Origin of the sequence: Serratia sp. szju, assembly GCF_044594185.1 — a bacterium.
Taxonomy (GTDB): domain Bacteria; phylum Pseudomonadota; class Gammaproteobacteria; order Enterobacterales; family Enterobacteriaceae; genus Serratia; species Serratia bockelmannii.
Window position 1 is genome coordinate 69,764 of record NZ_CP172576.1, and the last position, 26,092, is coordinate 95,855.

Below are 26,092 nucleotides of genomic sequence, written 5' to 3' on the forward strand. Positions count from 1 at the left end.
ATTAGTAAGAACGCACTTTCGGCGGGAATGCCGGGCGCAGCTTCGGTTGCATGTTCACTTCACGACGCGTCATGCTTTCCGATTGCGGCAGATACAGCGAATGGCACAGCCAGTTGGCGTCATCGCGTTCCGGGTAGTCGAAGCGGCTGTGTGCGCCACGGCTCTCGGTACGGAAGTTGGCCGACACAGCGGTGGAATACGCGGTCTCCATCAGGTTATCCAACTCCAGGCACTCGATGCGCTGGGTGTTGAACTCGCTGGAGGTATCGTCCAGGCGTGCGTTCTTCAGACGTTCACGGATCACTTTCAGTTCTTCCAGGCCCTTGGCCATCGCATCGCCTTCACGGAATACCGAGAAGTTGTGCTGCATGCAAGACTGCAGCGCTTTGCGAATTTCGACCGGGTCTTCACCGGAACGGGTATTGTTCCAACGGTTCAGACGGTCCAACGAGGCTTCCACGTCGGAGTCGCTGGCGTCACGGCTCACGCCCTGCTCTTCCAGCGATTCCTGCAGGTGCATGCCGGCGGAACGGCCGAACACAACCAGGTCGAGCAGCGAGTTGCCGCCCAGGCGGTTGGCGCCGTGCACCGATACGCAGGCGATTTCGCCCACGGCGAACAGCCCCGGGATCACCACGTCTTCACCCTTCTCGTTCACGGTCAGCGCCTGGCCGGTCACCTTGGTCGGAATGCCGCCCATCATATAGTGACAGGTTGGGATAACCGGGATCGGCTCTTTCACCGGATCGACGTGCGCGAAGGTGCGGGACAGCTCCAGAATGCCCGGCAGACGGGATTCCAGTACCTCTTTGCCCAGGTGATCCAGCTTCAGCTTGGCGTGCGGGCCCCAAGGACCGTCGCAACCGCGGCCTTCGCGGATTTCGATCATGATCGAACGGGCAACCACGTCGCGGCCCGCCAGATCTTTGGCATTCGGCGCATAACGCTCCATGAAGCGCTCGCCGTGTTTGTTCAGCAGGTAACCGCCTTCGCCGCGGCAGCCTTCAGTCACCAGTACGCCCGCGCCAGCGATGCCGGTCGGGTGGAACTGCCACATTTCCATGTCCTGCACCGGCACGCCAGCGCGCAGCGCCATGCCGACACCGTCGCCGGTGTTGATGTGGGCGTTGGTGGTGGACTGATAAATACGGCCTGCGCCGCCGGTCGCCAGCACGGTGGCCTTGGCTTTGAAGTAAACCACTTCACCGGTTTCGATGCAGATAGCCGTGGTGCCGACCACCGCGCCATCCTGGTTTTTCACCAGATCGAGCGCATACCACTCGGAGAAGATGGTGGTGTGGTTTTTCAGGTTCTGTTGGTACAGGGTGTGCAACAGCGCGTGACCGGTACGGTCGGCTGCGGCTGCGGTACGCGCCGCCTGCTCGCCGCCGAAGTTCAGCGACTGACCGCCGAACGGGCGCTGATAAATGCGGCCGTCGTCCAGACGAGAGAACGGCAGGCCCATGTGTTCCAGTTCCAGAATTGCTTCCGGGCCGGTTTTACACATATATTCGATGGCGTCCTGGTCACCGATATAGTCGGACCCTTTCACCGTGTCGTACATATGCCATTCCCAGTTGTCCTCGTGGCTGTTGCCCAGCGCGACGGTAATGCCGCCCTGTGCAGACACGGTATGGGAACGGGTCGGGAAAACTTTGGACAGCAGGGCACAGGTCGAGCCCGCTTGGGAAATTTGCAGCGCGGCACGCATGCCCGCACCGCCGGCGCCGATTACGACGGCGTCAAACTCTCTGACTGGCAGTTTCATTTAAGCACCCCACACTACGATTGTTCCGTACAGTAAATAGACCAGCAACGCGACCACGACAGCCAGCTGCAACACCAGGCGAACCGCCAGCGGCTTGACGTAGTCCGTCAGCACCTGCCACAGCCCGATCCAGGCGTGTACCAGAATCGACAGCAAGGTCAGCAGAGTGAACACTTTCGTAATGGAAGTGGCGAAGAAACCGCGCCAAATGTCATAAGTGAGTTCCGGAGCCGTGACGAAAAAGCCCAGGATATACAGGACGTACAGGGTGATGATGATCGCGGAAGCACGCAGCAGCAGCCAATCGTGCACGCCGTTGCGCCCTAATGCAGAAACGTTGTTTACCATACGAGGACTCCAGCCAGAACTGACAGCACGACGGTCAGACCGATCGCCACCTGGGCGGAACGGGTACCGGCGGCCAAACTCTCTTCGATGTAGCCAAAATCCATTAACAAGTGACGGATGCCACCGCAAATGTGATAGGCCAGCGCCGTGAGGATGCCCCAGAATATGAATTTGACGATGAAGCTATTCATGATGGCGGCCGCCTGCAGGAACCCCTCTTGGGAAGAGAGTGACAGGCCCAGCAGCCAGAGGAGGATACCCACGGCAACGAAGGTAATTACGCCAGAGACTCGGTGTAAGATAGACGCTATCGCAGTTACGGGGAACCGGATCGTTTGCAGATCCAAGTTGACAGGTCGTTGTTTTTTCACGTATTTGCCCACACAGCTCTTATTATTTTCCTTCCTCCGGGCCTGGGCGGGGATCAGACAGCGTTAAGAGCCTAAAACCCTTACACGTCACGCGCTCAAACATCAACATCCTCTGTGCTCAAACGGCGCGCATTTATAACGCTGGGTGCTCCTACTTCAGGGTAATCCGGAGACCTGGCGGCAGTATAGGAGGATCACATTCTGATTACAATTCTCATACAACCGCTTTGATAACATTTCCCCCGAACAGTGATTCAGATCACGGATTTCACAATTAGTGCAAAATTAATTATCTGATTTGACAAGAGATCAACATTTCCATTACATATAGGGGCACAAACGGTCCTATGATGCGCTATGGGTCAGCAGATACACTTCCTCCCGGGTTCGAGTTATGCAACAGTGTATTTGGCGAACCTATCCCAATAGCCGTTGTTTCCCGCTCGAGTTTGCCGGCGTCAAAAGCAAATAAAGCACATAAAAACAGATTATTGGGATAGGTTCACATCTCTTCGAACAGCTCATAGGTAAGATTAACAGACTATAACGAATTACTATGAATCGTTAACAACTGGTCACCCGTCTCGTTCGCCTGGTCAGCACTCTGTACCCTACCCGCGCACAGTTGCGCAGTCGCTCACAGAGTTAGCGTCCGCACCATTTTTTGCGGGCAACCTGCAGAGATTTAAGGTATTTCAGTTGTTAGTGGTTTTTTAAAATAAGGCGCTAAGGAGACAGTAAATGACTGATAAGAAAGCGACGCTAACCATTAACGACAGCGAAGCTCCGATCGAACTGGGCGTATTGACACCGACACTGGGCCCTGATGTCCTCGATGTCCGCGCTCTGGGTTCCAAAGGTTATTTCACATTTGATCCCGGCTTTACCTCCACCGCTTCTTGCGAATCCAAGATTACCTTCATCGACGGCGACAAAGGCGTGCTGCTGCACCGCGGCTTCCCTATCGAGCAGCTGGCGAAAGAATCTTCCTACCTGGAAGTGTGCTACATCCTGCTGTACGGCGAGACCCCAACGCCGGAAGAGTTCGAAACCTTCAAGACGACCGTAACCCGTCACACCATGATCCACGACCAGATCACCCATCTGTTCCGTGGCTTCCGTCGCGACTCGCACCCGATGGCAGTGCTGTGCGGCGTGACCGGTGCGCTGGCGGCGTTCTACCACGATGCGCTGGACGTCAACAACGAACGTCACCGCGAAATCACCGCGTTCCGTCTGCTGTCCAAAATGCCGACCGTGGCCGCGATGTGCTACAAATACTCCCTGGGCCAGCCGTTCGTTTACCCGCGCAACGATCTGTCCTATGCCGGCAACTTCCTGCACATGATGTTCGCCACCCCGTGCGAAGAGTACGTGGTGAACCCGGTGCTGGAACGCGCCATGGACCGCATCCTGATCCTGCACGCCGACCATGAGCAGAACGCCTCTACCTCGACCGTGCGCACCGCCGGCTCTTCCGGCGCCAACCCGTTCGCCTGCATCGCGGCCGGTATCGCCTCCCTGTGGGGGCCGGCACACGGCGGCGCCAACGAAGCGGCGCTGAAAATGCTGGAAGAGATCAAGACCGTCGAGCACATTCCAGAGTTCATCAAGCGCGCCAAGGACAAGAACGACTCCTTCCGCCTGATGGGCTTCGGCCACCGCGTGTACAAGAACTACGATCCGCGCGCCACCGTGATGCGCGAAACCTGTCACGAAGTGCTGAAAGAGCTGAACAAGAAGGACGACAACCTGCTGCAGGTCGCGATGGAGCTGGAACACATCGCGCTGAACGACCCGTACTTCATCGAGAAGAAACTGTACCCGAACGTCGACTTCTACTCAGGCATCATCCTGAAGGCGATGGGCATTCCTTCTTCCATGTTCACCGTGATCTTCGCCATCGCACGCACCATCGGCTGGATCGCCCACTGGAACGAAATGCACGACGAAGGCATCAAAATTGCCCGTCCGCGTCAGCTGTACACCGGCTATGCCGAGCGTGATTTCAAATCCCAGCTGAAAAACAAGTAAGCCGCCGCTTTCCTGGCTGAAACCGCACAGCGCCGCCCCTTCGGGCGGCGTTTTTTTTGCTTATTTCTGGCAACCCGGGCACCAATAAAACGGCCGCGACGACAGCTCGGTGCGCACAATCATCGCGCCGCAGCGTTCGCAAGGCTCACCGCTGCGATGAAATACCTTGAAGCGAAACAGCGCGCCGTGATGCCGGTTGTCATCCGCCTGCCCGCGCGTCTGGTAGGAAAGGCGCGGCACTGCCAGCAACGCCTCCGCCAGACGGCGCAGTGCCTCTGGCGTCAGATCCTGCGGTTTATGCTGCGGCGCCAGTTCGGCCTGCCACAGGATTTCGGCACGCAGATAATTGCCCAATCCGGCAAGAAACGCCTGGTCGAGCAGCATGCCGCCCAGCTGCCTGCGGCGGAAACGCGGCGTCAGCAACCGCTCCGCCACCTCGTCTACCGTCAGCGACATGTCCAACACGTCAGGGCCGATGCGTTGCAAAAACGGGTGTTGTTCTATTTCCTCGCGCGGCCCGACGGTAATGTCGGAAGCGCTGTAGAGCAATATCGCGCTGCGGGCGGTTTCCAGCCGCACCCGCAGATCGCGTTTGGTCTCCGGCGTCTCTCCTGCCGCCGCCACTTTCCACACGCCATACAGTTGGTTATGGCTGTACATCGTCAGCCCATTGGAGAAATGGGTCAGCAGCGCCTTGCCGCGCGGCTCGATGGCGACGATACGCTCGCCGATCAGACGCTGGCGATAGTGTTTCAACTGAGGAAAAGCGAAATCGACGGCGGTCAACGGCTGATCGATCACCGCCGCCGCCAGTTTGTCCGCCGCCCGGCGAATCTCCGGTCCTTCCGGCATAGACCACTCCTTGCGTGGACCCGGCGCAGCCCGATGCGCCGGGGATTCTCTTGATTAATGCGTCGCGCCGCCCACCACTTTCAGATCGTGTTCCACCTGCAAAGCGATGGAAACGGCCAGCTCCAGCGCAAACAGCACCGTCGAAGCCGCCATGCTCGGCGCACCGGGGTGGGCCGCCGCCTGTTCCGGCAGGTACGGAATATGGATAAAGCCGCCCTTCACCTCACGCTGGCCGCTCAAACGGTGCAGCAGCCCATACATCACATGGTTGCACACGTAGGTGCCGGCAGTCTGCGAAACGGCAGCCGGAATGCCAGCTTCGCGCATCGAACTGACCATCGCCTTTATCGGTAAGGTGCTGAAATAGGCCGCCGGGCCGCCGGCGACGATCGGCTCGTCCACCGGCTGCTGCCCCTGATTGTCGGGAATGCGCGCATCGTCGACGTTGATCGCCACCCGTTCAATCGTGATATCGGTGCGGCCGCCGGCCTGGCCGATAGCCAGCACCATCACCGGCTGCACCTCATCGATCGCCGCATTGAGCGCCTCCAGCGCCGCGCCGAACACGCACGGCAGTTGGCGCGCCACGATGCGCGTGCCGACCAGCTCCATATCATTGAGCTGCTTCACCACTTCCCAGGAGGGGTTAAGGCGTTCGCCGCCAAACGGCTCAAAGCCGGTAATCAATACTTTTTGCATCCTTACTCCTACAGGAACATCAGGAAATACAGCAGGAACACGTTAACCAACAGCAGCAGCACGCCGGTCGGCACCTGCGCCTTGATCACCGCATTCTTGTCCGGCAGCTCCAGCAGCGCCGCCGGCACAATGTTGAAGTTCGCCGCCATCGGCGTCATCAGGGTGCCGCAATAGCCGGAGAACATGCCGATCGCCGCCATCACCGCCGGGTTGCCGCCATGCTGCAATACCAGGATCGGAATGCCGATGCCGGCGGTAACGATCGGGAAAGCGGCGAAGGCGTTGCCCATCACCATGGTCAGCACCGCCATACCGATAGCGTAGACCGCCACGGCGATAAAGCGGTTATCGACCGCCAGATACTCCTGGGTCAGATGCGAGATCGCAGTGCCAACGCCAGCGACGGTAAACAGCAGACCCAGCGTGGCGAGGATCTGCGGCAGAATGAACGCCCAGCCGATCGAATCCAGCAGGCGCCGCGCTTCCTGCACCGGCTGCAACGCCTTCTCATGGGTCATTTTCACCGCGATCGCCAGACCGATCAGGCAGCCGACGGTCATCGAGAACAGCGTGATCAGCGTCGCGTGTTTACCGCTGCCGAACACCGCGCTTTGCAACGCCGGAATGTTGTTGAACAGCAGCACGCCGATCACCGTCACCACCGGGATCGCCAACGCGGGGATAAACAGCTTGTTGCCCAAACGCTTGGCGCTGGTCTCGCGCTCCTGCGGCGTTCGCTGATGATAGCTGCCGAGGCGCACGCCGCCGAAGCCGGCGATCAGGGCCATCACCACCACCACCCCGCCAACGATGATGTGCAGCATACGTTTCTCGTTACTGCCCTCGCCCAGTACGTCGCCCAGCAGGCGGTAAGTCCAGTCGCCGACCAGGAATACCAGGCCGTACAACCCCCAAAACAGCCCGGTGGTGATGCGGCGCGGGTTGGCGCGATCGCGGAAGGACATCACCGCCACAATCAGCAGCACCGCGCCGGCCAGCCAGTAGAGATATTGTTGCTGGAAGTTCATCGCGCCTCCCCCTTCGCCTGCAGCGCCGCCTGATTCAGCTGCGCCAGCTCGGCGCTCAGCTGCTTATCCATCCGATACAGCCGGAACGCGTGGATCAGGAAAGCGAAAATGGCGGTCGGAATGCCCCACAGCGCGATATGCAGCGGCTCGGTCTGAATGCCGCCGGACTCCAGCATAAAGTTATGCATGAAGATGATCGCGCCGAAGGCCACGAAGATATCCTCACCGAAGAACAGCCCGACGTTGTCGGTCGCGGCCGACATGGCGCGCAGGCGGTGGCGCGTACGCTCCGGCAGTTCGCCATAGCGGTTTTCCGTTGCCCCTTCCGCCATCGGCGCCAGCAGCGGCCGCACCATTTGCGGGTGCCCGCCCAGGCTGGTCAGCCCCATCGCCGCGGTGATCTCGCGCACGAACAGGTACACGATCAGCAAACGGCCGGCGGTGGCGCTTTTGATCTTGGCGATCCACGCCTGCGCCCGCTCTTTCAGCCCGTGGCGCTCCAGCAGGCCGATCACCGCCAGCGGCAGCAGCAGGATCAGCGGCAGGTTGCGGGTGTTGAGAAAGCCCTCGCCGAGCTTTTCCAGAATGACGTCCAGCGGCATCAGCGCCGCCAAACCGGTGATGATACCGGCGGCGATCACCACCAGCACCGGGTTGAAACGCAATACAAACCCGACCACGATGGCGGCGATGCCGATCAGTGGCCAGAGATTCACGGCCTGTTCCATAGTCTTCCCTCGATATTTTCTAATAGTTTTTTGCTTGTGATGTTGTGTCTTGCTTTACGGCTTTATTGCTCCGCGCTGACGCGAATACCCTGTTGAACAAAACTGTCCCGCAGCTTGCGCGCATACGCCAGCGCATGCTCGCCGTCCCCGTGCAGGCAGACAGTTTCCGCCTGAACGGCGGCCCAGACGCCATCCACGCTGCGCACCCGGTGATGGCGCACCATCTCCAGCGTTTGCGCCAGCGCCTGTTCGTCATCCTCGATCAATGCCCCCGGCAAACCGCGCGGCACCAGCGTGCCGTCGGCCTGATAACCGCGATCGGCGAACACCTCCTGCCGGGTGGTCAGACCGAGTTTTTCCCCGGCGCGGATCAGCTCGCTGCCGGCCAGCCCCACCAGCCGCAACGCCGGATCGACCGCCTGCACCGCCCGGGCGATCGCTTCCGCCAGCGCCGGTTCAACCGCCGCCTGGTTATAGAGCATGCCGTGCGGCTTAACATGTACCATCACCCCACCCTCGGCGCGGGCGATCGCCGCCAGCGCTCCGAGCTGATACACCACCTGCGCGTACACCGTTTCCGGCGGCAGCTGCATGCGGGTGCGGCCGAAGTTCTCCCGATCGGGAAAACTCGGATGGGCGCCGATCGCCACGCCGTACTGCAATGCCCAGCGCACCGATTGACGCATGGTCTGCGCATCGCCGGCGTGGAAGCCGCAGGCGATGTTGGCCGAGCTCACCAATTGCAACAGCGCCTGATCGTTGGCGCAGCCTTCGCCGAGATCGGCGTTCAAATCAACGATCATGTAACCCCCAGGCAATCTGTCGAAGGAAGAGATCCTGCTCGGCTTTGGCGCGCTGCGCCTCCGTCAGTGAGCAGAGAACGAAGTGGATCGGTTCGCCGAGACGGATCTGCGCCAAGTGGTAGAGATCGGCTTCGATCACGCAGGCGATACGCGGGTAACCGCCGGTGGTTTGCGCATCGGCCATCAGCACGATCGGCTGGCCGTTATGCGGCACCTGCACCACGCCGGGCATCAGGCCATGCGACAGCATCTCGCGGTCGGTGGTGCGCTCCAGCGGCGTACCGCCGTGCAGGCGGTAGCCCATGCGGTTGCTCTGCGGGCTAAGCTGCCAGGCGGTGCGCCAAAACGTATCCTGCGCCTCTTCGCTGAATTCGGCGTACTCCGGCCCCGGCAGCGCGCGGATGCGGTTGGTGAACAGCAGCTGTTTCACGCCGCAGCGATGTTGCGGTTGAGCGGCTGATTTGCCCAGCGGCAGCCGATCGCCGTCTTTCAGATTACGGCCTTCGTGGCCGCCAAAGGCGGCTTTCATGTCGGTGCTGCACGAGCCCAGCATTTCCGGCACGGCGATACCGCCCGAGATCGCCAGGTAGCTGCGCATGCCGCGTTTCGGCGTGCCTAGCGCCAGCCGCTGCCCCTTTTTCACCGGGTAGCGCCAGCCGGTCCACAGCGGCTTGCCGTCCAGCTGCGCGTCGCAGCCGGCGCCGGTCAGGGCGATCCAGCCAGAGTGGGTAAACTCGGCGCTGAACTGGCCGAGCGTGATCTCCAGCCCGGCGGCCTCCGGCGCGTTGCCCACCAGCAGGTTAGCGATCTTCAGCGCCGGTTGATCCAACGCCCCGCCGGTGCTGATGCCCAGGCGGCGGAATCCCTCGCGGCCCAAATCCTGCACCGTGGTATAGATGCCGGCACGCAGAATAATCAGCATACGCCCTCCTTCTGCGGCACGAAGCGCACGCTATCGCCCGGGCGCAGCAGCGTCGGCGGCATTTCATGCGGATTGAACAACGCCAGCGGCGTGCGGCCAATCAGTTGCCAGCCGCCGGGTGTCACCAGCGGATAGATGCCGGTCTGGCCGCCGCCGATGCCGACGGAGCCGGCCGCCACCGCCAGACGCGGTTCGGCGCGGCGCGGCGTCGCCAATTTTTCCGGCATGCCGCCCAAATAGGAGAAGCCCGGCTGAAAGCCGAGGAAATAGACCACGTAGGCCGCCGCCGCGTGGCATTCCACCACCTGCCGCGGCGTCATGCCGGTATGGCGCGCCACGTCATCCAGATCGGGGCCTTGCTCCCCGCCGTAGACCACCGGAATATCCACCTGGCGCGACTCCGGCGTCAGGCGCTCTTTGCTTTCCCAACCCTGCTGCAGCAACGCAAGCATCGCTTCGGCGTCGGCCTGCGGCGTATGCAGCAACAGCGTCAGGTTGTTCATCCCCGGCACCACTTCCCGCACGTCGGGGTGGTGATTCAGCTTTTCCGCCAGCGCCCAGATGCGCTGCTGGCTCGGTAACGTCACCGGCGGCGACAGTTCAAGCACTACCGCTCTTTCACCCAACAGGTAATAACGTGCTTGTTGCACCCTTATTCTCCTTATTATTATCGCGATGAAAAACACACCAGTTATGCGTGACGCGGCCCCGGCTGTCAATAGAACGCAACCATAAGGAAAATAAGGAAATAGCGCGATAAAAGGATTCAGCCGGCGCACAGGCCGGGCTGGATCCGGGGAAGAAAAAAATCAGGCGGGATTCGGGATATCGATAAAGGTCACATCAAAGCCGTGGTGCTGGGCCAGCCAGTCCCCCAACGCTTTCACGCCACCGCGCTCGGTCGCATGGTGACCGGCGGCGAAGAAATGCACGCCCATTTCGCGCGCGCTATGAATGGTCTGTTCAGACACTTCACCGCTGATGAACGCATCGACGCCGAAGCGCGCCGCGCTGTCGATAAAGCCCTGGCCACCGCCAGTGCACCAGGCCACCCGGCGAATGTGCTCAGGCGCGTTATCGCCGCAGTGCAGCACCGCGCGCCCCAGCCGGCTTTCGATACGCTGCTGCAGCGCCTCGCCGGTCAGCGGCTGTTCAAATTCGCCGTGTGGCACCAGCGGCTCGACGTCGCCAATCACCCGAATGCCCAGCGCCTGCGCCAGCTGCGCGTTGTTACCCAGCACCGGATGCGCGTCCAGCGGCAGGTGGTAGCCGTACAGGTTAATATCGTGAGTCAACAGCGTTTTCAGACGATTGCGCTTCATGCCGCGCACCGCCGGTGCCTCATTTTTCCAGAAATAGCCGTGGTGCACGATAATCGCGTCGGCCTGATGCGCCACTGCGGCATCCAGCAGCGCCTGACAGGCGGTGACACCGGTCACGATGCGCTGCACGTGCGGGCGGCCTTCTACCTGCAATCCGTTAGGGGCGTAGTCCTGAAACGCCGCGGCGTTCAGTTCCGTATTGATCAGTTGTTCCAGATCGAGGTTACGCATTCTCTTCTCTCTTCATAGTCAAAATGTCTGCCGGTCGCCCTGCGCCATCAGGATGAATTTCACGCCCAGATCGTTGCCCTGCGCCAGCTGCTGCGCAATGGCGGCGCGCGTGTCTTCGCCCTGCTTCAGGCTGGGCTTGATGTGGCTGATCACCACCGGCAGACCGTTCAGCGAACCTTCACCGCCGCTGTACTGCGTCAGGTTCTTCAACTCCTTCAGCAGCCAGGCCGGCGTCAAATGGCCGTACAGATGTTTATCCTCCATCCCATTGGGGTACGAGGTTTCGATAATCATGCCTTTGAGCTTTTTCTGCTCGACAAGCGGCCCCAGCGTGCGCCAGACGGTATCGAGATCGCGTGATTGCTCCACCTTATCCGGCCCGGTATCGCCGAAGTAGGCGAAGAACTCGCTGCCGTTGGAAATCAGCAGCATCGACGACGGGTAGCGATCGTGGCTAAGCGGGTACATCACGCCGGTCAACCCGGTCAGGCCGAGGGTAAAGCGCTGCTGCGGCCGCACCGTTTGCAGCCGGTAAGTGCCCAGCCGCGAACCGTTGCCGGCGTCGGTAAAGTTCGGCCAGGCCTTCCAGTTGAAGTAGTGATTACGCAGGGTCAGCACGGTGTCCGCCTGGGCGTAAACGGTTTTTTTATTGTCCTCGGGCGAGCCGACGATCAGCCCCGCCACGTGGTCCAGATGGCCATGGCTGATAAAGTAACTGCCGATCAACTGCCGGAACACATAGCCCTGCGGCGTGTAAGGCGCGGCCAGCTCGGGGGTCACCTGCGGGAAACTGCCCTTCTCCAACCCTTTGGCGATGCCCGGTAGCAGCGAGCCGGCGTCCAGCGCCACATACTGCGGCTGATTATCGCTGCGGATCAGATAAGAGGTCAGGTTGCCGTCGCTAACGCCGCCGTCGACGCCCAGCGCCACCACGTCAAAGCCGGCTATCGCCAGCGCCGAATAGCCGCTCAGGCACAGGGCCAGCACCTTTTTCATCATTGCGTCGCTCCTTGCAGTTGCCTCAAGACTCTCCCCGTTTCGCCGCCTCGAACGCCGCCAACGTCTCCATGCGGGCTTGTTTGTGATCGACGATCGGCAGCGGGTAGTTCAGCGTGCATCGCTGCTTTTCCGCCCAGCGATGGGGATGATGGATGTCATTGTCGGGCACATCCGCCAGTTCCGGCAACCATTTACGGATAAAAGTGCCTTGTGGATCAAAACGTTCACCCTGGGTGGTCGGGTTGAAGATGCGGAAATACGGCGCGGCGTCGGTGCCGGTGGAGGCCGCCCACTGCCAGCCGCCGTTGTTGGCCGCCAGATCCCCGTCCAGCAGTTGCGACATGAAATAGCGCTCCCCGGCGCGCCAGTCGATCAGCAGATCTTTCACCAGAAAACTGGCGCTGATCATGCGCAGCCGGTTGTGCATCCAGCCGGTGGCATTCAGTTGGCGCATGGCGGCATCGACGATCGGATAACCGGTTTCGCCCCGCTGCCAGGCCTGCAGCTTCGCCGCGTCATCGCACCAGCGCACCTTGTCCGTCCAGGCGATAAACGGCCGATGGCGACACAGCTCGGGATAGGCCACCAGCAGATGGCGGTAGAACTCGCGCCAAATCAGCTCGTTCAGCCAGGCGAAAGCGCCGCTCTCGCGATCTTCCAGCAGCTGCGGGCATTCGGCGCGCAGGCGGTTGAAGCACTGGCGCGGCGACAGCGCACCGATCGCCAGATAGGGCGACAGGCTGCTGGTGCCGGCAATGGCGGGCAGATCGCGCTGCCGAAGGTAATCCTGCACCTGCTCACGACAAAAGGCGCGCAGCCGCTGCAGCGCGGCCTCCTCGCCGGCGGGATAGTCATCCCCAATTTCCGCCGCGGGATAATCGAACGCCGCCGGCGCCTCAGGCGCAGGCAACGCGCCATCGGCACGGATCTTCGGCGCCGGCAGGCAGCTCACGTCGGACTCGGTCAGGCGCTGAATAAAGGCGTTGCGAAACGGCGTATAAACCTTGTACATCTCGCCGCCGCCGGTGAGCACGCTGCCCGGCGGCAACAGCAGGCTGTCATCAAAACCGTGGCACGTTACCCGTCCATTCAACTGCTGCTCCAGCCGCACATCGCGTCGCCGTTCATTCAGTTCATACTGGCGGTTGTAAAACAGCGCATCTACCTGCTCTCGCTCGCAATAGTCCGCCAGCCAGTCGATCGACGCGGCAAAGTCCGCACAGGCATGGCAATGCAGCGCAATGCTCTTTTGCGCCAGCGCCTGTTGCACCGCCTGCAGGCTGGCGTGGATCAGCGCCGCCTGCCGCGGCGCCATCTCATGTTGCCGCCACTGCTCCGGTGTGGCGATAAACACCGCCAGCACCCGGGCTTTCGGATCGCTGCAGGCGGCGTGCAGGGCTTTGTTGTCGGTGATACGCAGATCGTTACGCAACCAGACCAGATGCGTGGTCATAAAACTCCTTGTCAATCAATGGCCGTAACGCAAACGCAGCGCCTCCGGGTAAGGTTCGAAATAGCGTTGTTCCGCCAGATAGCGATCGGGGTATTCCGCCATGTAATGCTTGAGCAGCGCGATCGGCGCCAGCAGCGGCTGCATGCCCTGCCGGTAGCGATCGATCAGGTGCGCCAGCTCCTGGCGCTGCGCCGCGCTAAGCTGACGACGGAAGTAGCCCTGCACGTGCATTAACACGTTGGTGTGGTTGCGCCGCGTCGCTTTGTGCGCCAACAGCGCCATCAGGCGGCTGCGGTATTCCACGGCGAAGGCCTCCAGCGAGTCCCAGCGGTGAATATCGGCGACGAAGCGCCCCAGCTCGCGGTACGCCGGCTGCGAATGCGCCAGCAGCGACAGCTTGTAGCGGCTGTGAAACGCGATCAGCCCGCCGCGGGTCAGCCCCTGACGCCACAGCATGTTCAACTCATACAGCGCGTACACTCGCTCGATAAAGTTTTCCCGCAGCGCCGCATCCTGCAATCGTCCATCTTCTTCCACCGGCAGCCACGGCATCTGGCGCAGCAGTTCGGCGGTAAACAGCCCAACGCCGTTTTTACGCGAGTCCTTGCCGTTCTCGCTGTAGACCCGCACCCGTTCCAGGCCGCAGCTCGGCGACTTGGCGCAGACGATATAGCCGCACAGATGCTGCAACGCGGCCACGCGCTGCGCGGAGAAACTGCGCATCTCCTCGGTCAGATCCACGCCGGCGTCGTTGCTGTAGCGCATCGCCGGCCACGGCTGCGCCTGTTTCACCAGGCGCAGCGCCGGGCGCGGCGTGGGCAGGCCGATCGCCATTTCCGGGCAAACGGGCTCAAAGCGCACATAGGGCGCCAACTGTTCCACCGCAAAAGCCAGCCGCTTGTGGCCACCGTCGAAACGCACCGCGTCGCCCAGTAAACAGGCGCTGATGCCGATAGGGATCTTGTCGCTCATACCGCTCTCCCATGTTGTTGACCGATGAGGAAAGTGTAGAAGAATGGCTTGCCAAATACGACCTTGCGCTTGATAGGGGTGGCCAGAGGCATAAAAAAACCCCCGCCACAGGGCGAGGGTTTTTTCGTGAATCGGCAGCGACTCAGTAGAAATCGCAGGACGCCAGTTCCGCCTGCTGCAGCCAGACCGGCTTATCGCTGGTTTTTGACCAGACGCGGTGCAGGTAGCTGTAAAAACGCCCGCGATCGCTGCGGAACAGCATCACCGGCAGGGCCAAAATGCCCGCGATAACCACTGCGCTGCGGCGCAGGAGAATCCGATGCAGTGAATAAGCGTGATAGGTCGTAGACATGCGAACCTCCTTAAAAACGCCTGCCGTTGATTTGTCAGGGAAAACGGCGTGGGCGTATCAAATGAACAATCGGTAATTTGGTAACTGAGCAAAATTTTAGCGCACTTGATGAAAGTTTACTACTCATCCGACCACTAAATCGCACAAAAAATCGCTAATCACCGCAGCGATTCGTAATTTTGTTACAGTCAGGTTAATTTTTAACTTATCATGGGTTACATTGTGGTTATTATCCGGTTCCTGCTTCCACGCCTCTGCCCTTGCTTATTCACTCATCAGGCGCAATCTCGCCGCCAACCTGCTGCTTGAAATGCTCAATTTCCGCTGAAATTTCAGCCATTTTTATACTTTTTTTACACCCGCCCGCGCGATTTTTTCATCTTCTTTCTACCCCGCTCCCTACACTGCCTCTATCAAAAACAACACCTCTGGAGGTGTCCCGTGAGTTTCAGCGTTATTGGTGGTGCGCTGTTGGTCCTGCTGCTGTTGGCCTATCTGGTCTACGCCCTGTTTAACGCGGAGGATTTCTGATGGCGGCTTCAGCCTTTTTACTGATCGCCAGTTTCCTGCTGGTGCTTCTGCTGCTGGCCCGGCCGCTGGGCGGCTTTATGGCGCGCCTGATCGAAGGTGAGCCGCTGCCTGCGCTGCGCGGGGTGGAAGCCGGCGTCTGGCGCGCCTGCGGCATCCGCGCCACCGAGATGAACTGGTGGCAGTACGCGCTGGCGATCCTGGCGTTCAACCTGCTCGGCCTGGCGTTGCTGTTCGCCCTGCTGATGACGCAGGGCTCGCTGCCGCTCAACCCGCAAGGCTTCCCGGGCCTCTCCTGGGATCTGGCACTCAACACCGCCGTCAGCTTCGTCACCAACACCAACTGGCAGGCCTACAGCGGTGAAAGCGCTCTCAGCTATTTCAGCCAGATGGCCGGGCTGGCGGTGCAGAACTTCGTCTCCGCCTCCACCGGCATCGCCGTGGCCTTTGCGCTGATCCGCGCCTTTACCCGCCGCGCCGGCAAGACCGTCGGCAACGCCTGGGCCGATCTGTTCCGCATCACGCTGTATGTGCTGCTGCCGATCGCGCTGCTGATCGCCCTGTTCTTCGTCAGCCAGGGCACGCTGCAAAACTTCCTGCCTTACCTGCACGTCACCACGCTCGAAGGCGCGCAGCAGACGCTGCCGATGGGGCCAGTGGCCTCGCAGGAAGCGATCAAGATGCTCGGCACCAACGGCGGCGGCTTCTTCGGCGCCAACTCGGCGCACCCGTTCGAGAACCCAACCGTGCTGACCAACTTCGTGCAGATGCTGGCCATCTTCCTGATCCCCTGCGCGCTGTGCTTCTCCTTCGGCCAGTTGGCCGGTGAAAACCGTCAGGGCCACGCGCTGATCTGGGCGATGGCGCTGATCTTCGTGGTGGCGGTGGTGGTGGTGATGGTCGCCGAGCTGGCGGGCAACCCGCACCTGAGCGCGCTGGGCGCCGACAGCAACATCAATATGGAAGGCAAAGAGTCGCGCTTTGGCATTCTCGCCACCAGCCTGTTCTCGGTGGTGACCACCGCCGCGTCCTGCGGGGCGGTCAACGCCATGCACGACTCCTTCACCGCGCTGGGCGGCATGGTACCGATGTGGCTGATGCAGATCGGTGAAGTGGTGTTCGGCGGCGTAGGCTCCGGCCTGTACGGCATGCTGCTGTTCGTACTGCTGACGGTATTTATCGCCGGCCTGATGATCGGCCGCACCCCGGAATACCTGGGCAAGAAAATCGACGTTTACGACATGAAGATGACCGCGCTGGCGATCCTGGTCACGCCGACGCTGGTGTTGCTGGGCAGCGCGCTGGCCATCGGCACCGACGCGGGCCGCGCCGGCATCCTCAACCCGGGCGCTCACGGCTTCAGCGAAGTGCTGTACGCCCTGTCCTCCGCCGCCAACAACAACGGCAGCGCCTTCGCCGGGTTGAGCGTCAATACGCCGTTCTACAACCTGCTGCTGGCCTTCGCCATGTTCGTCGGCCGCTTCGGGGTGATCCTGCCGGTGCTGGCGATCGCCGGTTCGCTGAGCGCCAAACAACGCCAGCCGGCGGGCAACGGCACCCTGCCGACCTATGGGCCGCTGTTTATCGGTCTGCTGATCGGCACCGTATTGCTGGTGGGTGCACTGACCTTCGTGCCGGCGCTAGCGCTAGGCCCGGTGGCCGAGCATTTGCAGCTTTGGTTGGCAAACTAACCGACGTCACAGAGAGAGAATAAGAGATGACTCGCAAACAACGCGCGCTGTTTGAACCGGCTCTGGTGCGCACCGCGCTGATCGATGCGGTGAAAAAACTGGATCCTCGCGTTCAATGGCGCAACCCGGTGATGTTCGTGGTGTATATCGGCAGCCTGCTGACCACCGCCATCTGGCTGGCGATCCTCGCCGGCCAAACCGACGGTGCCGCCGCCTTTACCGGCAGCGTCGCCCTGTGGTTGTGGTTCACCGTGCTGTTCGCCAACTTCGCCGAGGCGCTGGCCGAAGGCCGCAGCAAGGCCCAGGCGGAAAGCCTGAAAGGCACCAAGAAAACCAGCTGGGCGAAAAAGCTGGCCGGCCCGCGCCGCGACGGCGCCACGGAGAAAGTGGCCGCCGAAAGCCTGCGCAAAGGCGATATCGTACTGGTGGAAGCCGGCGATACCGTCCCGTGCGACGGCGAAGTGCTGGAAGGCGGCGCCTCGGTAGATGAAAGCGCCATCACCGGCGAATCCGCCCCGGTGATCCGCGAATCCGGCGGGGACTTCTCCTCGGTCACCGGCGGCACCCGCGTGCTGTCCGACTGGCTGGTGGTACAGTGCAGCGTCAACCCGGGGGAAACCTTCCTCGATCGCATGATCGCCATGGTGGAAGGCGCCAAGCGCCGCAAAACGCCGAACGAGATCGCGCTGACTATTCTGCTGGTGGCGCTGACCATCGTGTTCGTCCTGGCCACCGCCACCCTGTTCCCGTTCTCGCAATACAGCGTGGAAGCGGCCGGCAGCGGCAGCGTGGTCACCATCACCGTGCTGGTCGCCTTGCTGGTTTGCCTGATCCCCACCACCATCGGTGGCCTGCTGTCCGCCATCGGCGTGGCCGGGATGAGCCGCATGCTCGGCGCCAACGTGATCGCCACCAGCGGCCGCGCGGTGGAAGCCGCCGGCGACGTGGACGTGCTTCTGCTGGATAAAACCGGCACCATCACGCTGGGCAACCGCCAGGCTTCAGAGTTCCTGCCGGCGCCGGGCGTGAAAGAGCAAGAGCTGGCGGACGCCGCGCAGCTGGCCTCGCTGGCGGACGAAACGCCGGAAGGCCGCAGCATCGTGGTGCTGGCCAAACAGCGCTTCAACCTGCGCGAACGCGATCTGCAGGCGCTGAACGCCACCTTCGTGCCCTTCTCCGCCCAGACCCGCATGAGCGGCGTCAACGTGCAGGAGCGCATGATCCGTAAAGGCGCAGTGGATGCCATTCGCCGTCACGTCGAAACCAATCAGGGGCACTTCCCGCGGGCGGTGGACGATCTGGTGGAAAGCGTGGCGCGCACCGGCGGCACGCCGCTGGTGGTGGCGGAAGGCGCCCGAGTGCTGGGCGTGGTGGCGCTGAAGGATATCGTCAAGGGCGGCATCAAGGAACGCTTCAATGAGCTGCGCAAGATGGGCATCAAAACGGTGATGATCACCGGCGATAACCCGCTGACCGCGGCGGCGATCGCCGCCGAAGCCGGGGTGGACGACTTCCTGTCGGAAGCCACGCCGGAAGCCAAGCTGGCGCTGATCCGCCAGTATCAGGCGGAAGGCCGTCTGGTGGCGATGACCGGCGACGGCACCAACGACGCCCCGGCGCTGGCGCAGGCCGATGTGGCGGTGGCGATGAACTCCGGCACCCAGGCCGCCAAAGAGGCGGGCAACATGGTCGATCTGGATTCCAACCCGACCAAGCTGATCGAAGTGGTACACATCGGCAAACAGATGCTGATGACGCGCGGCTCGCTGACCACCTTCAGCATCGCCAACGACGTGGCCAAATACTTCGCCATTATTCCGGCGGCGTTCGCGGCCACCTATCCGCAGCTGAACGCGCTGAACGTGATGCACCTGCACTCCCCTGCCTCCGCCATCATGTCGGCGGTGATCTTCAACGCCCTGGTGATCGTGTTCCTGATCCCGCTGGCGTTGAAAGGGGTGAGTTACAAACCGATGAGCGCCGCGGCCCTGCTGCGCCGCAACCTGTGGCTGTACGGGGTCGGCGGTCTGCTGGTGCCGTTCGTCGGCATCAAACTGATCGACCTGATCCTGGTCGCGCTGCACGTCGCCGGTTAACCATTGAGGGAAATGAACATGACGTATTTACGACCTGCGCTGGTGATGCTGATCCTGCTGACGTTGATCACCGGCATCGCCTATCCGCTGCTGACCACCGGGCTGGCGCAGCTGCTGTTTTCTGGGGCGGCCAACGGTTCGCTGCTGTACCAGGGCGACAAGGCGGTCGGCTCCGCACTGATCGGCCAGAACTTCACGCGCGCCGACTATTTCTGGGGCCGCCCATCGGCCACCGGCGATTCGGCCTATAATTCGCTGGCCTCCGCCGGCAGCAACCTGGCGGCCACCAACCCGGCGCTGGATAAGGCTATCGCCGAGCGCGCAGCGCAGCTGCGCCAGGCCAATCCTGCGATGAGCGGCCCGATCCCGGTCGATCTGCTGACCGCCTCCGGCAGTGGGTTGGATCCGCAGATCTCGATCGCCGCGGCGCGGTATCAGCTGGCGCGGGTCGCGGCGGCGCGTCATTTGCCGCCGGAACAGGTCGCCAAACTGATCGAAGACAACACCGATCGGGCCACGCCCAACTTCATGGGCGAATCGGTGGTCAACGTGCTGAAGCTGAACCTGGCGCTGGATGCGTTGAAGTAACGCGCCGTATTCAGCATAGTGATAGGGTTCGGCATGCCGAACCCCTTTTTGCTTGGTAACACAAGGAATTGTCATGGTCGAAGAAGAACAGCAGCGTCCCGATCCCGACAGCCTGCTGGCGCTGGCCAATGAAAAACCGCGCGGCCGGTTGAAGGTATTCTTCGGCGCCTGCGCCGGCGTCGGCAAGACCTACGCCATGCTGCAGGAGGCCCAGCGCTTGCGCGCTCAGGGGCTGGACGTGTTGGTCGGCGTGGTGGAAACCCACGGCCGCAGCGAGACCGCCGCCCTGCTCGACGGCCTGGCGCTGCTGCCGCAAAAGCGCATCCAGCATCGCGGGCGACTGGTGCAGGAATTCGACCTCGACGCCGCGTTGGCGCGCCACCCGGCGCTGATCCTGATGGACGAACTGGCGCACAGCAACGCCCACGGTTCGCGCCACCCCAAACGCTGGCAGGATGTGGAAGAGCTGCTGGACGCCGGCATCGACGTGCTGACGACCGTCAACGTGCAACATTTGGAAAGTCTGAACGACGTGGTGGGCGGCGTGACCGGCGTGCGGGTGCGCGAAACGGTGCCCGACCACGTGTTTGACGAGGCCAGCGAAGTGGTGCTGGTCGATCTGCCGCCGGACGATCTGCGCCGACGGCTGCACGAAGGCAAAGTGTATATTCCCGGCCAAGCCGAGCGCGCCATCGAGCACTTCTTCCGCAAAGGTAACCTGATCGCCCTGCGCGAGCTGGCGCTGCGCCGCACCGCCGATCGGGTCGATGACCAGATGCGCGAATTTCGTGACACCCAGGGGCGCGAGAAAGTGTGGCACACCCGCGACAGCATTCTGCTGTGCGTCGGCCACAACAGCGGCAACGAAAAGCTGGTGCGCATCGCCGCCCGGCTGGCGGCGCGGCTTGGCTGCCACTGGCATGCGGTCTACGTGGAAACCCCCAAGCTGCACCGGCTGCCGGAAAACCAGCGCCGCGCCATTCTGCGCGCGCTGCGGCTGGCGCAGGAACTGGGTGCCGAAACCGCTACCCTGGCCGATCCGTCCGAAGAGCGTGCGGTGCTGCGCTACGCCCGCGAACATAACCTCGGCAAAATCATCATCGGCCGCCGCAGCGAGCAGCGCTGGAAGCTGCGCGGCAGCTTCGCCGATCGCCTCGGCCGGCTGGGCCCGGATCTCGATCTGGTGATCGTCGCGCTGGAGAGCGACGCCGCACAGCCGCCGCCAGGCAAGGAGCACGACGGCCGCAGCTTCAATGAGAAATGGCGCATGCAGCTGCGCGGCTGCGCGGTGGCGGTGGCGCTGTGCGCGCTGATCACCCTGCTCTCGCAGTGGCTGCTGCCGGGCTTCGATCAGGCCAACCTGGTGATGGTCTACCTGCTCGGCGTGGCGATCGTCGCACTGTTCTTCGGCCGCTGGCCATCGGTGCTGGCGGCGGTGATCAACGTCGCCAGTTTCGATCTGTTCTTCGTTCAGCCCGAATGGTCGTTCGCCGTCAGCGATATGCAGTATCTGCTGACCTTCGGCGTGATGCTCGCCGTCGGCATCATCATCGGCAACCTGACCGCCGGGGTGCGTTATCAGGCCCGGGTGGCGCGCTATCGCGAGCAGCGGGCGCGCCATCTGTACGAAATGTCACGCGGGCTGAGCCGCGCGCTGACCGTGGCCGACATCGCCAACACCAGCCGTCATTTCCTCTCCAGCAGCTTCCAGGCGAAAACCGTGCTGCTGCTGCCGCAGGAAGACGGCCGGCTGCAGCAAATGATCGGCGAGGAAGGCGGGCTGCTGTCGGTAGACGAAGCCATCGCGCGCTGGAGTTTCGATAAAGGCTTGCCGGCCGGCGCCGGCACCGACACCCTGCCCGGCGTGCCTTACCAACTTCTACCGCTTAATACCCCCAAGCAGACCTTCGGCCTGTTGGCGATCGAGCCCAATAACCTGCGCCAGCTGATGGTGCCGGAACAGCAGCGGTTGCTGCAAACCTTCGCAGTGCTGATCGCCAGCGCGCTGGAACGACTGCACCTGGCGCGCAGCGCCGAAGAAGCCAAGCTGGACGCCGAACGCGAACAGCTGCGCAACTCGCTGCTGGCGGCGCTGTCGCACGATCTGCGCACGCCGCTGACGGTACTGTTCGGCCAGGCGGAAATCCTCACGCTGGACCTGGCGGCCGAAGGCTCCAATCACGCCACCCAGGCCAGCCAGATCCGCCAGCAGGTGCTGAGCACCACCCGGCTGGTGAACAACCTGCTGGATATGGCGCGCATCCAGTCCGGCGGTTTCAGCCTGCGCAAAGAGTGGCAGTCGCTGGAAGAGATCGTCGGCGCTTCGCTGCACATGCTGGAGCCGCTGCTCAGCCAGCATCCGATCGAGGTCGAGCTGCCGCCGGAACAGATCCTGGTCAACTGCGACGGCAGCCTGCTGGAACGGGTGTTCACCAACCTGTTGGAAAACGCCAATAAATACGCCGGCGCCGAGGCCACCATCGGCATTCGCGCCCGCACGCTGCCCGAGTGGCTGGAAGTCGAGGTCTGGGATAACGGCCCCGGCATCCCCGCCGATCAGCTGCAGCTAATTTTCGACAAGTTTTCACGCGGCAATAAAGAGTCGGCGATCCCCGGCGTCGGCTTGGGGTTAGCGATTTGTCGTGCCATTATTGAAGTGCATGACGGCCGCATCTGGGCGGAAAACGGCGCCAACGGCGGCGCCAGCTTCCGCTTCGTGCTGCCGCTGGAAAAACCGCCCGAGATCGACGGCGACGCCTTCGATCTGTAATCAACGCAGAGGAAACGTGAGCATAACGCCAACCAACATTCTGATTGTTGAAGATGAAAAAGAGATCCGCCGCTTCGTGCGCACCGCGCTGGAGAGCGAAGGCCTGCGGGTATTTGAAAGTGAAACGCTGCAGCGCGGGTTGATTGAAGCCGGCACGCGCAAACCGGATCTGATCATTCTTGATTTGGGCTTGCCGGACGGCGACGGGCTGAGCTACATCCGCGATCTGCGGCAGTGGAGCGCCATTCCGGTGATCGTGCTCTCGGCGCGCAACGCCGAAGAGGACAAGATCGCCGCGCTGGACGCCGGCGCCGACGACTATCTCAGCAAACCGTTCGGCATCGGCGAGCTGCTGGCGCGGGTGCGGGTCGCACTGCGCCGCCACTCAGCTAACCAACAGGAAAGCCCGCTGGTGAGCTTTTCGGCGATCACCGTCGATCTGGTGAATCGCCGGGTGCTGCGCAACGACGAAGATCTGCATCTGACGCCGATCGAGTTTCGCCTGCTGGCGGAGCTACTGGCCAACGCCGGCAAAGTGATCACCCAACGCCAGCTGTTGAGCCACGTCTGGGGGCCGAACTACGTGGAGCACAGCCACTATCTGCGCATCTACATGGGCCACCTGCGGCAGAAGCTCGAAGCCGATCCGGCCCGGCCCAAACACCTGCTGACCGAAACCGGCGTCGGCTATCGCTTCATGCCTTAACCCCGGTGGGCGCGGTTTGCCGCGCCTTTACGCCGCCGGGCCCTTCTTCAATCCGACCATAAATTCCTTAAACGCCTCGCGCAGCGGAGCGAACACCGGGTGTTTGCGGTTTTCGATCATCACTTCGGAGAACAGCTTCAATCCTACGGCGAAGGCCGCGCTCTGCTCGGGGCCGAAGTTCAGATCGTCACGCGCCCGAATGCGCTCGACGATCTCGAGAATATCGTCGTGGTTGGTCACCTCAAAACTCAGCGGTGCTTTCTCGACGGGGTTGCCCTGGCGATCGCTCAGGGCTTCAACGGTAATGTTAAAACGGTGGCCGGGCATCAGTTCTTCTCCTGCTGCGTGGGTTGAATATGCATTTCGCTTTCGATCGCCGCCACGGCGGTCAGCAACGCGGCGTTGATGCGCTCCACCTGCTGCGGCGTGAGATCGGCGCGCATCACGTTGCCGCGCAGCAGGCTGCGCAGACGGTTCATGGCGTCGTAGATGCCTTCCGCCAGGTTGCCGTGCCGATGATGCTCGCGGCCGGCGCCCGCCAGGCGCGCCAGAATGACGTCAACCACCTGTTGATGCTTTTGCAGCTCGCCCTCGCCCGCCACGGTGATACGGTAGCTTTTGCGGCCGTTGCCGGTGGTGAGCGGCTCAAGGAAATCCTGCTCTTCCAGCAGCGTCAGCGTGGGGTAAATCACCCCCGGGCTCGGCACGTACAGGCCGGATGACGCTTCCTCGATCGCCTTGATCAATTCGTACCCGTGGCTGGGCTTGCGCGCCACCAGCGCCAGCAACACCAGGCGCAGATCGCCGTGTTCGAACAGACGATGACGCCCGCCCCGGCCACCGCGCCCACCTCGGCCGTGTTCTTCGCCTTCGCCGCCGAAGTGATGGCGCCCGCCGCGATGACGGCGGCCCTCTTCGCACTCATGATGGTGGTGGTGATGCCGGTGTAAACCTAATCGATGAAACATAAGGTGATACCTCGCTTAACAGTGAACATCAATACGAGGTTGTTTAGATATATCTAAACAGCGTCGATAGCGCTAATCTAGATCGATATATCTAAATGCGCAAGCACGTACCGTGAAAAAGATATATCTAAATTACAGGCATAAAAAAAGCGCTGTAAAAACAGCGCTTTTTATCCATCAAGAAAAGCGATTACTTGGCGGAAGCCAGCACTTCGCTGACGATCTCGACCGCTTCGTGCTCAATCTTCTCGCGGTGTTCCGCCCCGAGGAAGCTCTCGCAGTAGATCTTGTAAGCCTCTTCAGTACCGGAAGGACGGGCCGCGAACCAGCCATTGTCAGTCATCACTTTCAAGCCGCCGATCGACGCGCCGTTGCCCGGCGCCGCGGTCAGACGTGCGGTGATCGGATCCCCGCCCAGCGTACTGGCCTTGACCATCTCCGGCGACAGTTTGGACAGCGCCGCTTTCTGCGCATGGGTTGCCGGCGCCTGGATGCGGTTGTAGCTCGGCGCGCCGAAGCGCTTGGCCAGATCGTCATAATGATGCTGCGGGTTCTCACCGGTTACCGCGGTGATTTCAGCCGCCAGCAGGCACATGATGATACCGTCTTTGTCGGTCGACCACGGCTGGCCGTTGAAGCGCAGGAACGAGGCCCCGGCGCTTTCTTCGCCGCCGAAGCCCAGGCTGCCGTCGAACAGGCCGTCCACGAACCACTTGAAGCCGACCGGCACTTCCACCAGCTTGCGCCCCAGGTCAGCCACCACGCGGTCGATCATCGCGCTGGATACCAGCGTTTTACCTACCGCCACATCGGCGCCCCACTGTGGGCGATGTTGGAACAGGTAGTTGATGGCTACCGCCAGATAGTGGTTCGGGTTCATCAGCCCCTTCGGCGTGACGATGCCATGGCGGTCGTAATCCGGATCGTTGGCGAACGCCAGATCGAATTTGTCGCGCAGCGCCAGCAGGCCGGCCATCGCCGACTCGGACGAGCAGTCCATGCGGATGATGCCGTCATGGTCCAGGTGCATAAAGCGGAAGGTCTGATCGATGGAGTCGTTCACCAGCGTCAGATCCAGCTTGTAGTGTTCCGCCACCCGCTGCCAATAGGCGATGCCGGAGCCGCCGAGCGGATCCACGCCCAGCTTCAGGCCGGCGCGTTGAATGGCCGGCATGTCGACCACGTCAACCAGGCCTTCGACATAAGGCTGCACCAGATCTTTGGCATGCAGGTGGCCGCTGTTCCAGGCCTTATCCAGCGACTGACGCTGAACGCCTTTCAACTGCTGCGCCAGCAGTTCGTTGGCGCGCTTCTCGATCACCGACGTCAGGTTGGTGTCAGCCGGGCCGCCGTTCGGCGGATTGTATTTGATACCGCCATCTTCCGGCGGGTTATGGGACGGCGTAATGACGATGCCGTCGGCCTGCGCGCCGCCGCGGCGGTTGTGGCACAGAATGGCGTGCGATACCGCCGGCGTTGGCGTGAAGCCGTTGTTTTCCTGCACAATCACATCGACGCCGTTGGCGGTCAGCACTTCCAGCACGGAAATGAAGGCCGGCTCGGACAGTGCATGGGTGTCTTTACCCACGTAGCACGGGCCGGTAGTGCCTTGCTGATGACGAACTTCGGCGATCGCCTGAGCGATGGCGAGGATGTGCGCTTCGTTGAAGCTGTGGCGCTGCGCGCTGCCGCGGTGGCCGGAGGTACCAAACTTCACCGCATGTGCGGCATTGCCGGCTTCCGGTTGCAGCACATAGTACTGCGACGTCAGCTGGGCTACGTTGATCAGATCGCTTTGGCGGGCGGGCTGCCCGGCACGTGGATTATTCGCCATCGACATATCTCCCTCATCCCTGTCGGTGA

25 protein-coding genes are annotated in these 26,092 nt (G+C 61.9%); 7 read left to right on the forward strand and 18 right to left on the reverse strand.

The window, feature by feature from the left end; genetic code table 11:
- Position 1: 1 nt before the first annotated feature.
- Genes sdhA through sdhC form a run of 3 tightly spaced genes read right to left on the reverse strand, consistent with a single transcriptional unit; the run spans position 2 to position 2,499 of the window.
- Positions 2-1,768 (reverse strand): succinate dehydrogenase flavoprotein subunit, encoded by a 1,767-nt coding sequence (gene sdhA / locus RE418_RS00375; RefSeq protein ID WP_015376974.1) that lies wholly within the window; start codon positions 1,766-1,768, stop codon positions 2-4.
- Positions 1,769-2,116, reverse strand: a complete 348-nt coding sequence (gene sdhD / locus RE418_RS00380) for a succinate dehydrogenase membrane anchor subunit (RefSeq protein WP_004939891.1) — start codon at positions 2,114-2,116, stop codon at positions 1,769-1,771.
- On the reverse strand, positions 2,110-2,499 hold the full coding sequence (sdhC, locus tag RE418_RS00385; RefSeq protein WP_004939893.1) for a succinate dehydrogenase cytochrome b556 subunit: 390 nt from the start codon (positions 2,497-2,499) through the stop codon (positions 2,110-2,112). Before sdhC ends, sdhD begins: the two co-directional genes overlap by 7 nt.
- A gap of 729 nt (positions 2,500-3,228) precedes the next feature.
- Here sdhC and RE418_RS00390 point away from each other — a divergent pair.
- Entirely contained in the window at positions 3,229-4,521 is a 1,293-nt protein-coding gene (locus RE418_RS00390) for a citrate synthase (protein ID WP_016928730.1), read from the forward strand.
- Positions 4,522-4,581: 60 nt separating this feature from the next.
- On the opposite strand, the gene nei is transcribed toward RE418_RS00390, so the two are convergent.
- The 12 genes from nei to RE418_RS00450 form a co-directional block, all read right to left on the reverse strand.
- Positions 4,582-5,373 (reverse strand): endonuclease VIII, encoded by a 792-nt coding sequence (gene nei, locus RE418_RS00395; protein WP_089180628.1) that lies wholly within the window; start codon positions 5,371-5,373, stop codon positions 4,582-4,584.
- Positions 5,374-5,427: 54 nt separating this feature from the next.
- Entirely contained in the window at positions 5,428-6,072 is a 645-nt protein-coding gene (gene pcp, locus RE418_RS00400) for a pyroglutamyl-peptidase I (protein ID WP_016928732.1), read from the reverse strand.
- Positions 6,073-6,080: 8 nt separating this feature from the next.
- Entirely contained in the window at positions 6,081-7,100 is a 1,020-nt protein-coding gene (locus RE418_RS00405; protein WP_399675686.1) for a DUF979 domain-containing protein, read from the reverse strand.
- Positions 7,097-7,828 (reverse strand): DUF969 domain-containing protein, encoded by a 732-nt coding sequence (locus tag RE418_RS00410; protein ID WP_016928734.1) that lies wholly within the window; start codon positions 7,826-7,828, stop codon positions 7,097-7,099. The genes RE418_RS00405 and RE418_RS00410 overlap by 4 nt, the downstream gene beginning before the upstream one ends.
- Positions 7,829-7,890: 62 nt before the next feature.
- Positions 7,891-8,631, reverse strand: a complete 741-nt coding sequence (gene pxpA / locus RE418_RS00415; protein ID WP_025301876.1) for a 5-oxoprolinase subunit PxpA — start codon at positions 8,629-8,631, stop codon at positions 7,891-7,893.
- Positions 8,621-9,553, reverse strand: a complete 933-nt coding sequence (gene pxpC / locus RE418_RS00420) for a 5-oxoprolinase subunit PxpC (RefSeq protein WP_049208635.1) — start codon at positions 9,551-9,553, stop codon at positions 8,621-8,623. The genes pxpA and pxpC overlap by 11 nt, the downstream gene beginning before the upstream one ends.
- Positions 9,547-10,203 carry a 5-oxoprolinase subunit PxpB gene (gene pxpB, locus RE418_RS00425; protein WP_025301874.1) on the reverse strand — a complete coding sequence of 219 codons (657 nt, stop codon included), beginning with the start codon at positions 10,201-10,203 and terminating at the stop codon, positions 9,547-9,549. The genes pxpC and pxpB overlap by 7 nt, the downstream gene beginning before the upstream one ends.
- A gap of 159 nt (positions 10,204-10,362) precedes the next feature.
- On the reverse strand, positions 10,363-11,106 hold the full coding sequence (locus RE418_RS00430; protein ID WP_025301873.1) for a type 2 GTP cyclohydrolase I: 744 nt from the start codon (positions 11,104-11,106) through the stop codon (positions 10,363-10,365).
- A gap of 18 nt (positions 11,107-11,124) precedes the next feature.
- Positions 11,125-12,105 carry an MBL fold metallo-hydrolase gene (locus tag RE418_RS00435; protein WP_025301872.1) on the reverse strand — a complete coding sequence of 327 codons (981 nt, stop codon included), beginning with the start codon at positions 12,103-12,105 and terminating at the stop codon, positions 11,125-11,127.
- Positions 12,106-12,127: 22 nt separating this feature from the next.
- Complete coding sequence (gene phrB / locus RE418_RS00440) at positions 12,128-13,558, reverse strand: deoxyribodipyrimidine photo-lyase (protein ID WP_089180627.1); 1,431 nt, start codon at positions 13,556-13,558, stop codon at positions 12,128-12,130.
- 15 nt (positions 13,559-13,573) lie between these two features.
- Positions 13,574-14,530, reverse strand: a complete 957-nt coding sequence (locus tag RE418_RS00445) for a DUF523 and DUF1722 domain-containing protein (RefSeq protein ID WP_025301870.1) — start codon at positions 14,528-14,530, stop codon at positions 13,574-13,576.
- A gap of 142 nt (positions 14,531-14,672) precedes the next feature.
- Positions 14,673-14,882 carry a YbfA family protein gene (locus RE418_RS00450; protein WP_004939916.1) on the reverse strand — a complete coding sequence of 70 codons (210 nt, stop codon included), beginning with the start codon at positions 14,880-14,882 and terminating at the stop codon, positions 14,673-14,675.
- A 441-nt stretch (positions 14,883-15,323) separates the two neighbouring features.
- On the opposite strand from RE418_RS00450, the gene RE418_RS00455 reads away from it, so the two are divergent.
- From RE418_RS00455 to kdpE, 6 genes are all read left to right on the forward strand, one after another.
- A complete protein-coding gene (locus RE418_RS00455; protein ID WP_016928742.1) occupies positions 15,324-15,413 on the forward strand; it encodes a K(+)-transporting ATPase subunit F in 90 nt (29 codons plus the stop codon).
- Entirely contained in the window at positions 15,413-17,101 is a 1,689-nt protein-coding gene (gene kdpA, locus RE418_RS00460; protein ID WP_043136574.1) for a potassium-transporting ATPase subunit KdpA, read from the forward strand. Before RE418_RS00455 ends, kdpA begins: the two co-directional genes overlap by 1 nt.
- Before the next feature lie 26 nt (positions 17,102-17,127).
- Positions 17,128-19,197 (forward strand): potassium-transporting ATPase subunit KdpB, encoded by a 2,070-nt coding sequence (gene kdpB / locus RE418_RS00465; RefSeq protein ID WP_025301868.1) that lies wholly within the window; start codon positions 17,128-17,130, stop codon positions 19,195-19,197.
- 18 nt (positions 19,198-19,215) lie between these two features.
- A complete protein-coding gene (kdpC, locus tag RE418_RS00470) occupies positions 19,216-19,785 on the forward strand; it encodes a potassium-transporting ATPase subunit KdpC (protein ID WP_025301867.1) in 570 nt (189 codons plus the stop codon).
- Positions 19,786-19,858: 73 nt separating this feature from the next.
- On the forward strand, positions 19,859-22,555 hold the full coding sequence (kdpD, locus tag RE418_RS00475; RefSeq protein WP_089180626.1) for a two-component system sensor histidine kinase KdpD: 2,697 nt from the start codon (positions 19,859-19,861) through the stop codon (positions 22,553-22,555).
- A gap of 16 nt (positions 22,556-22,571) precedes the next feature.
- Positions 22,572-23,261, forward strand: a complete 690-nt coding sequence (gene kdpE / locus RE418_RS00480) for a two-component system response regulator KdpE (protein ID WP_016928747.1) — start codon at positions 22,572-22,574, stop codon at positions 23,259-23,261.
- A 27-nt stretch (positions 23,262-23,288) separates the two neighbouring features.
- Here the strand turns inward: kdpE and RE418_RS00485 are convergent, their stop codons facing one another.
- The 3 genes from RE418_RS00485 to pgm all read right to left on the reverse strand — a co-directional run bounded on the left by RE418_RS00485 (position 23,289) and on the right by pgm (position 26,063).
- Positions 23,289-23,588 (reverse strand): DUF3861 domain-containing protein, encoded by a 300-nt coding sequence (locus RE418_RS00485; RefSeq protein ID WP_004939927.1) that lies wholly within the window; start codon positions 23,586-23,588, stop codon positions 23,289-23,291.
- Entirely contained in the window at positions 23,588-24,229 is a 642-nt protein-coding gene (locus tag RE418_RS00490) for a PadR family transcriptional regulator (protein WP_025301865.1), read from the reverse strand. The genes RE418_RS00485 and RE418_RS00490 overlap by 1 nt, the downstream gene beginning before the upstream one ends.
- Before the next feature lie 190 nt (positions 24,230-24,419).
- The gene (gene pgm / locus RE418_RS00495) at positions 24,420-26,063 is read right to left on the reverse strand and encodes a phosphoglucomutase (alpha-D-glucose-1,6-bisphosphate-dependent) (protein WP_016928750.1); all 1,644 of its coding nucleotides are present in this window, start codon (positions 26,061-26,063) and stop codon (positions 24,420-24,422) included.
- Positions 26,064-26,092 lie beyond the last annotated feature (29 nt).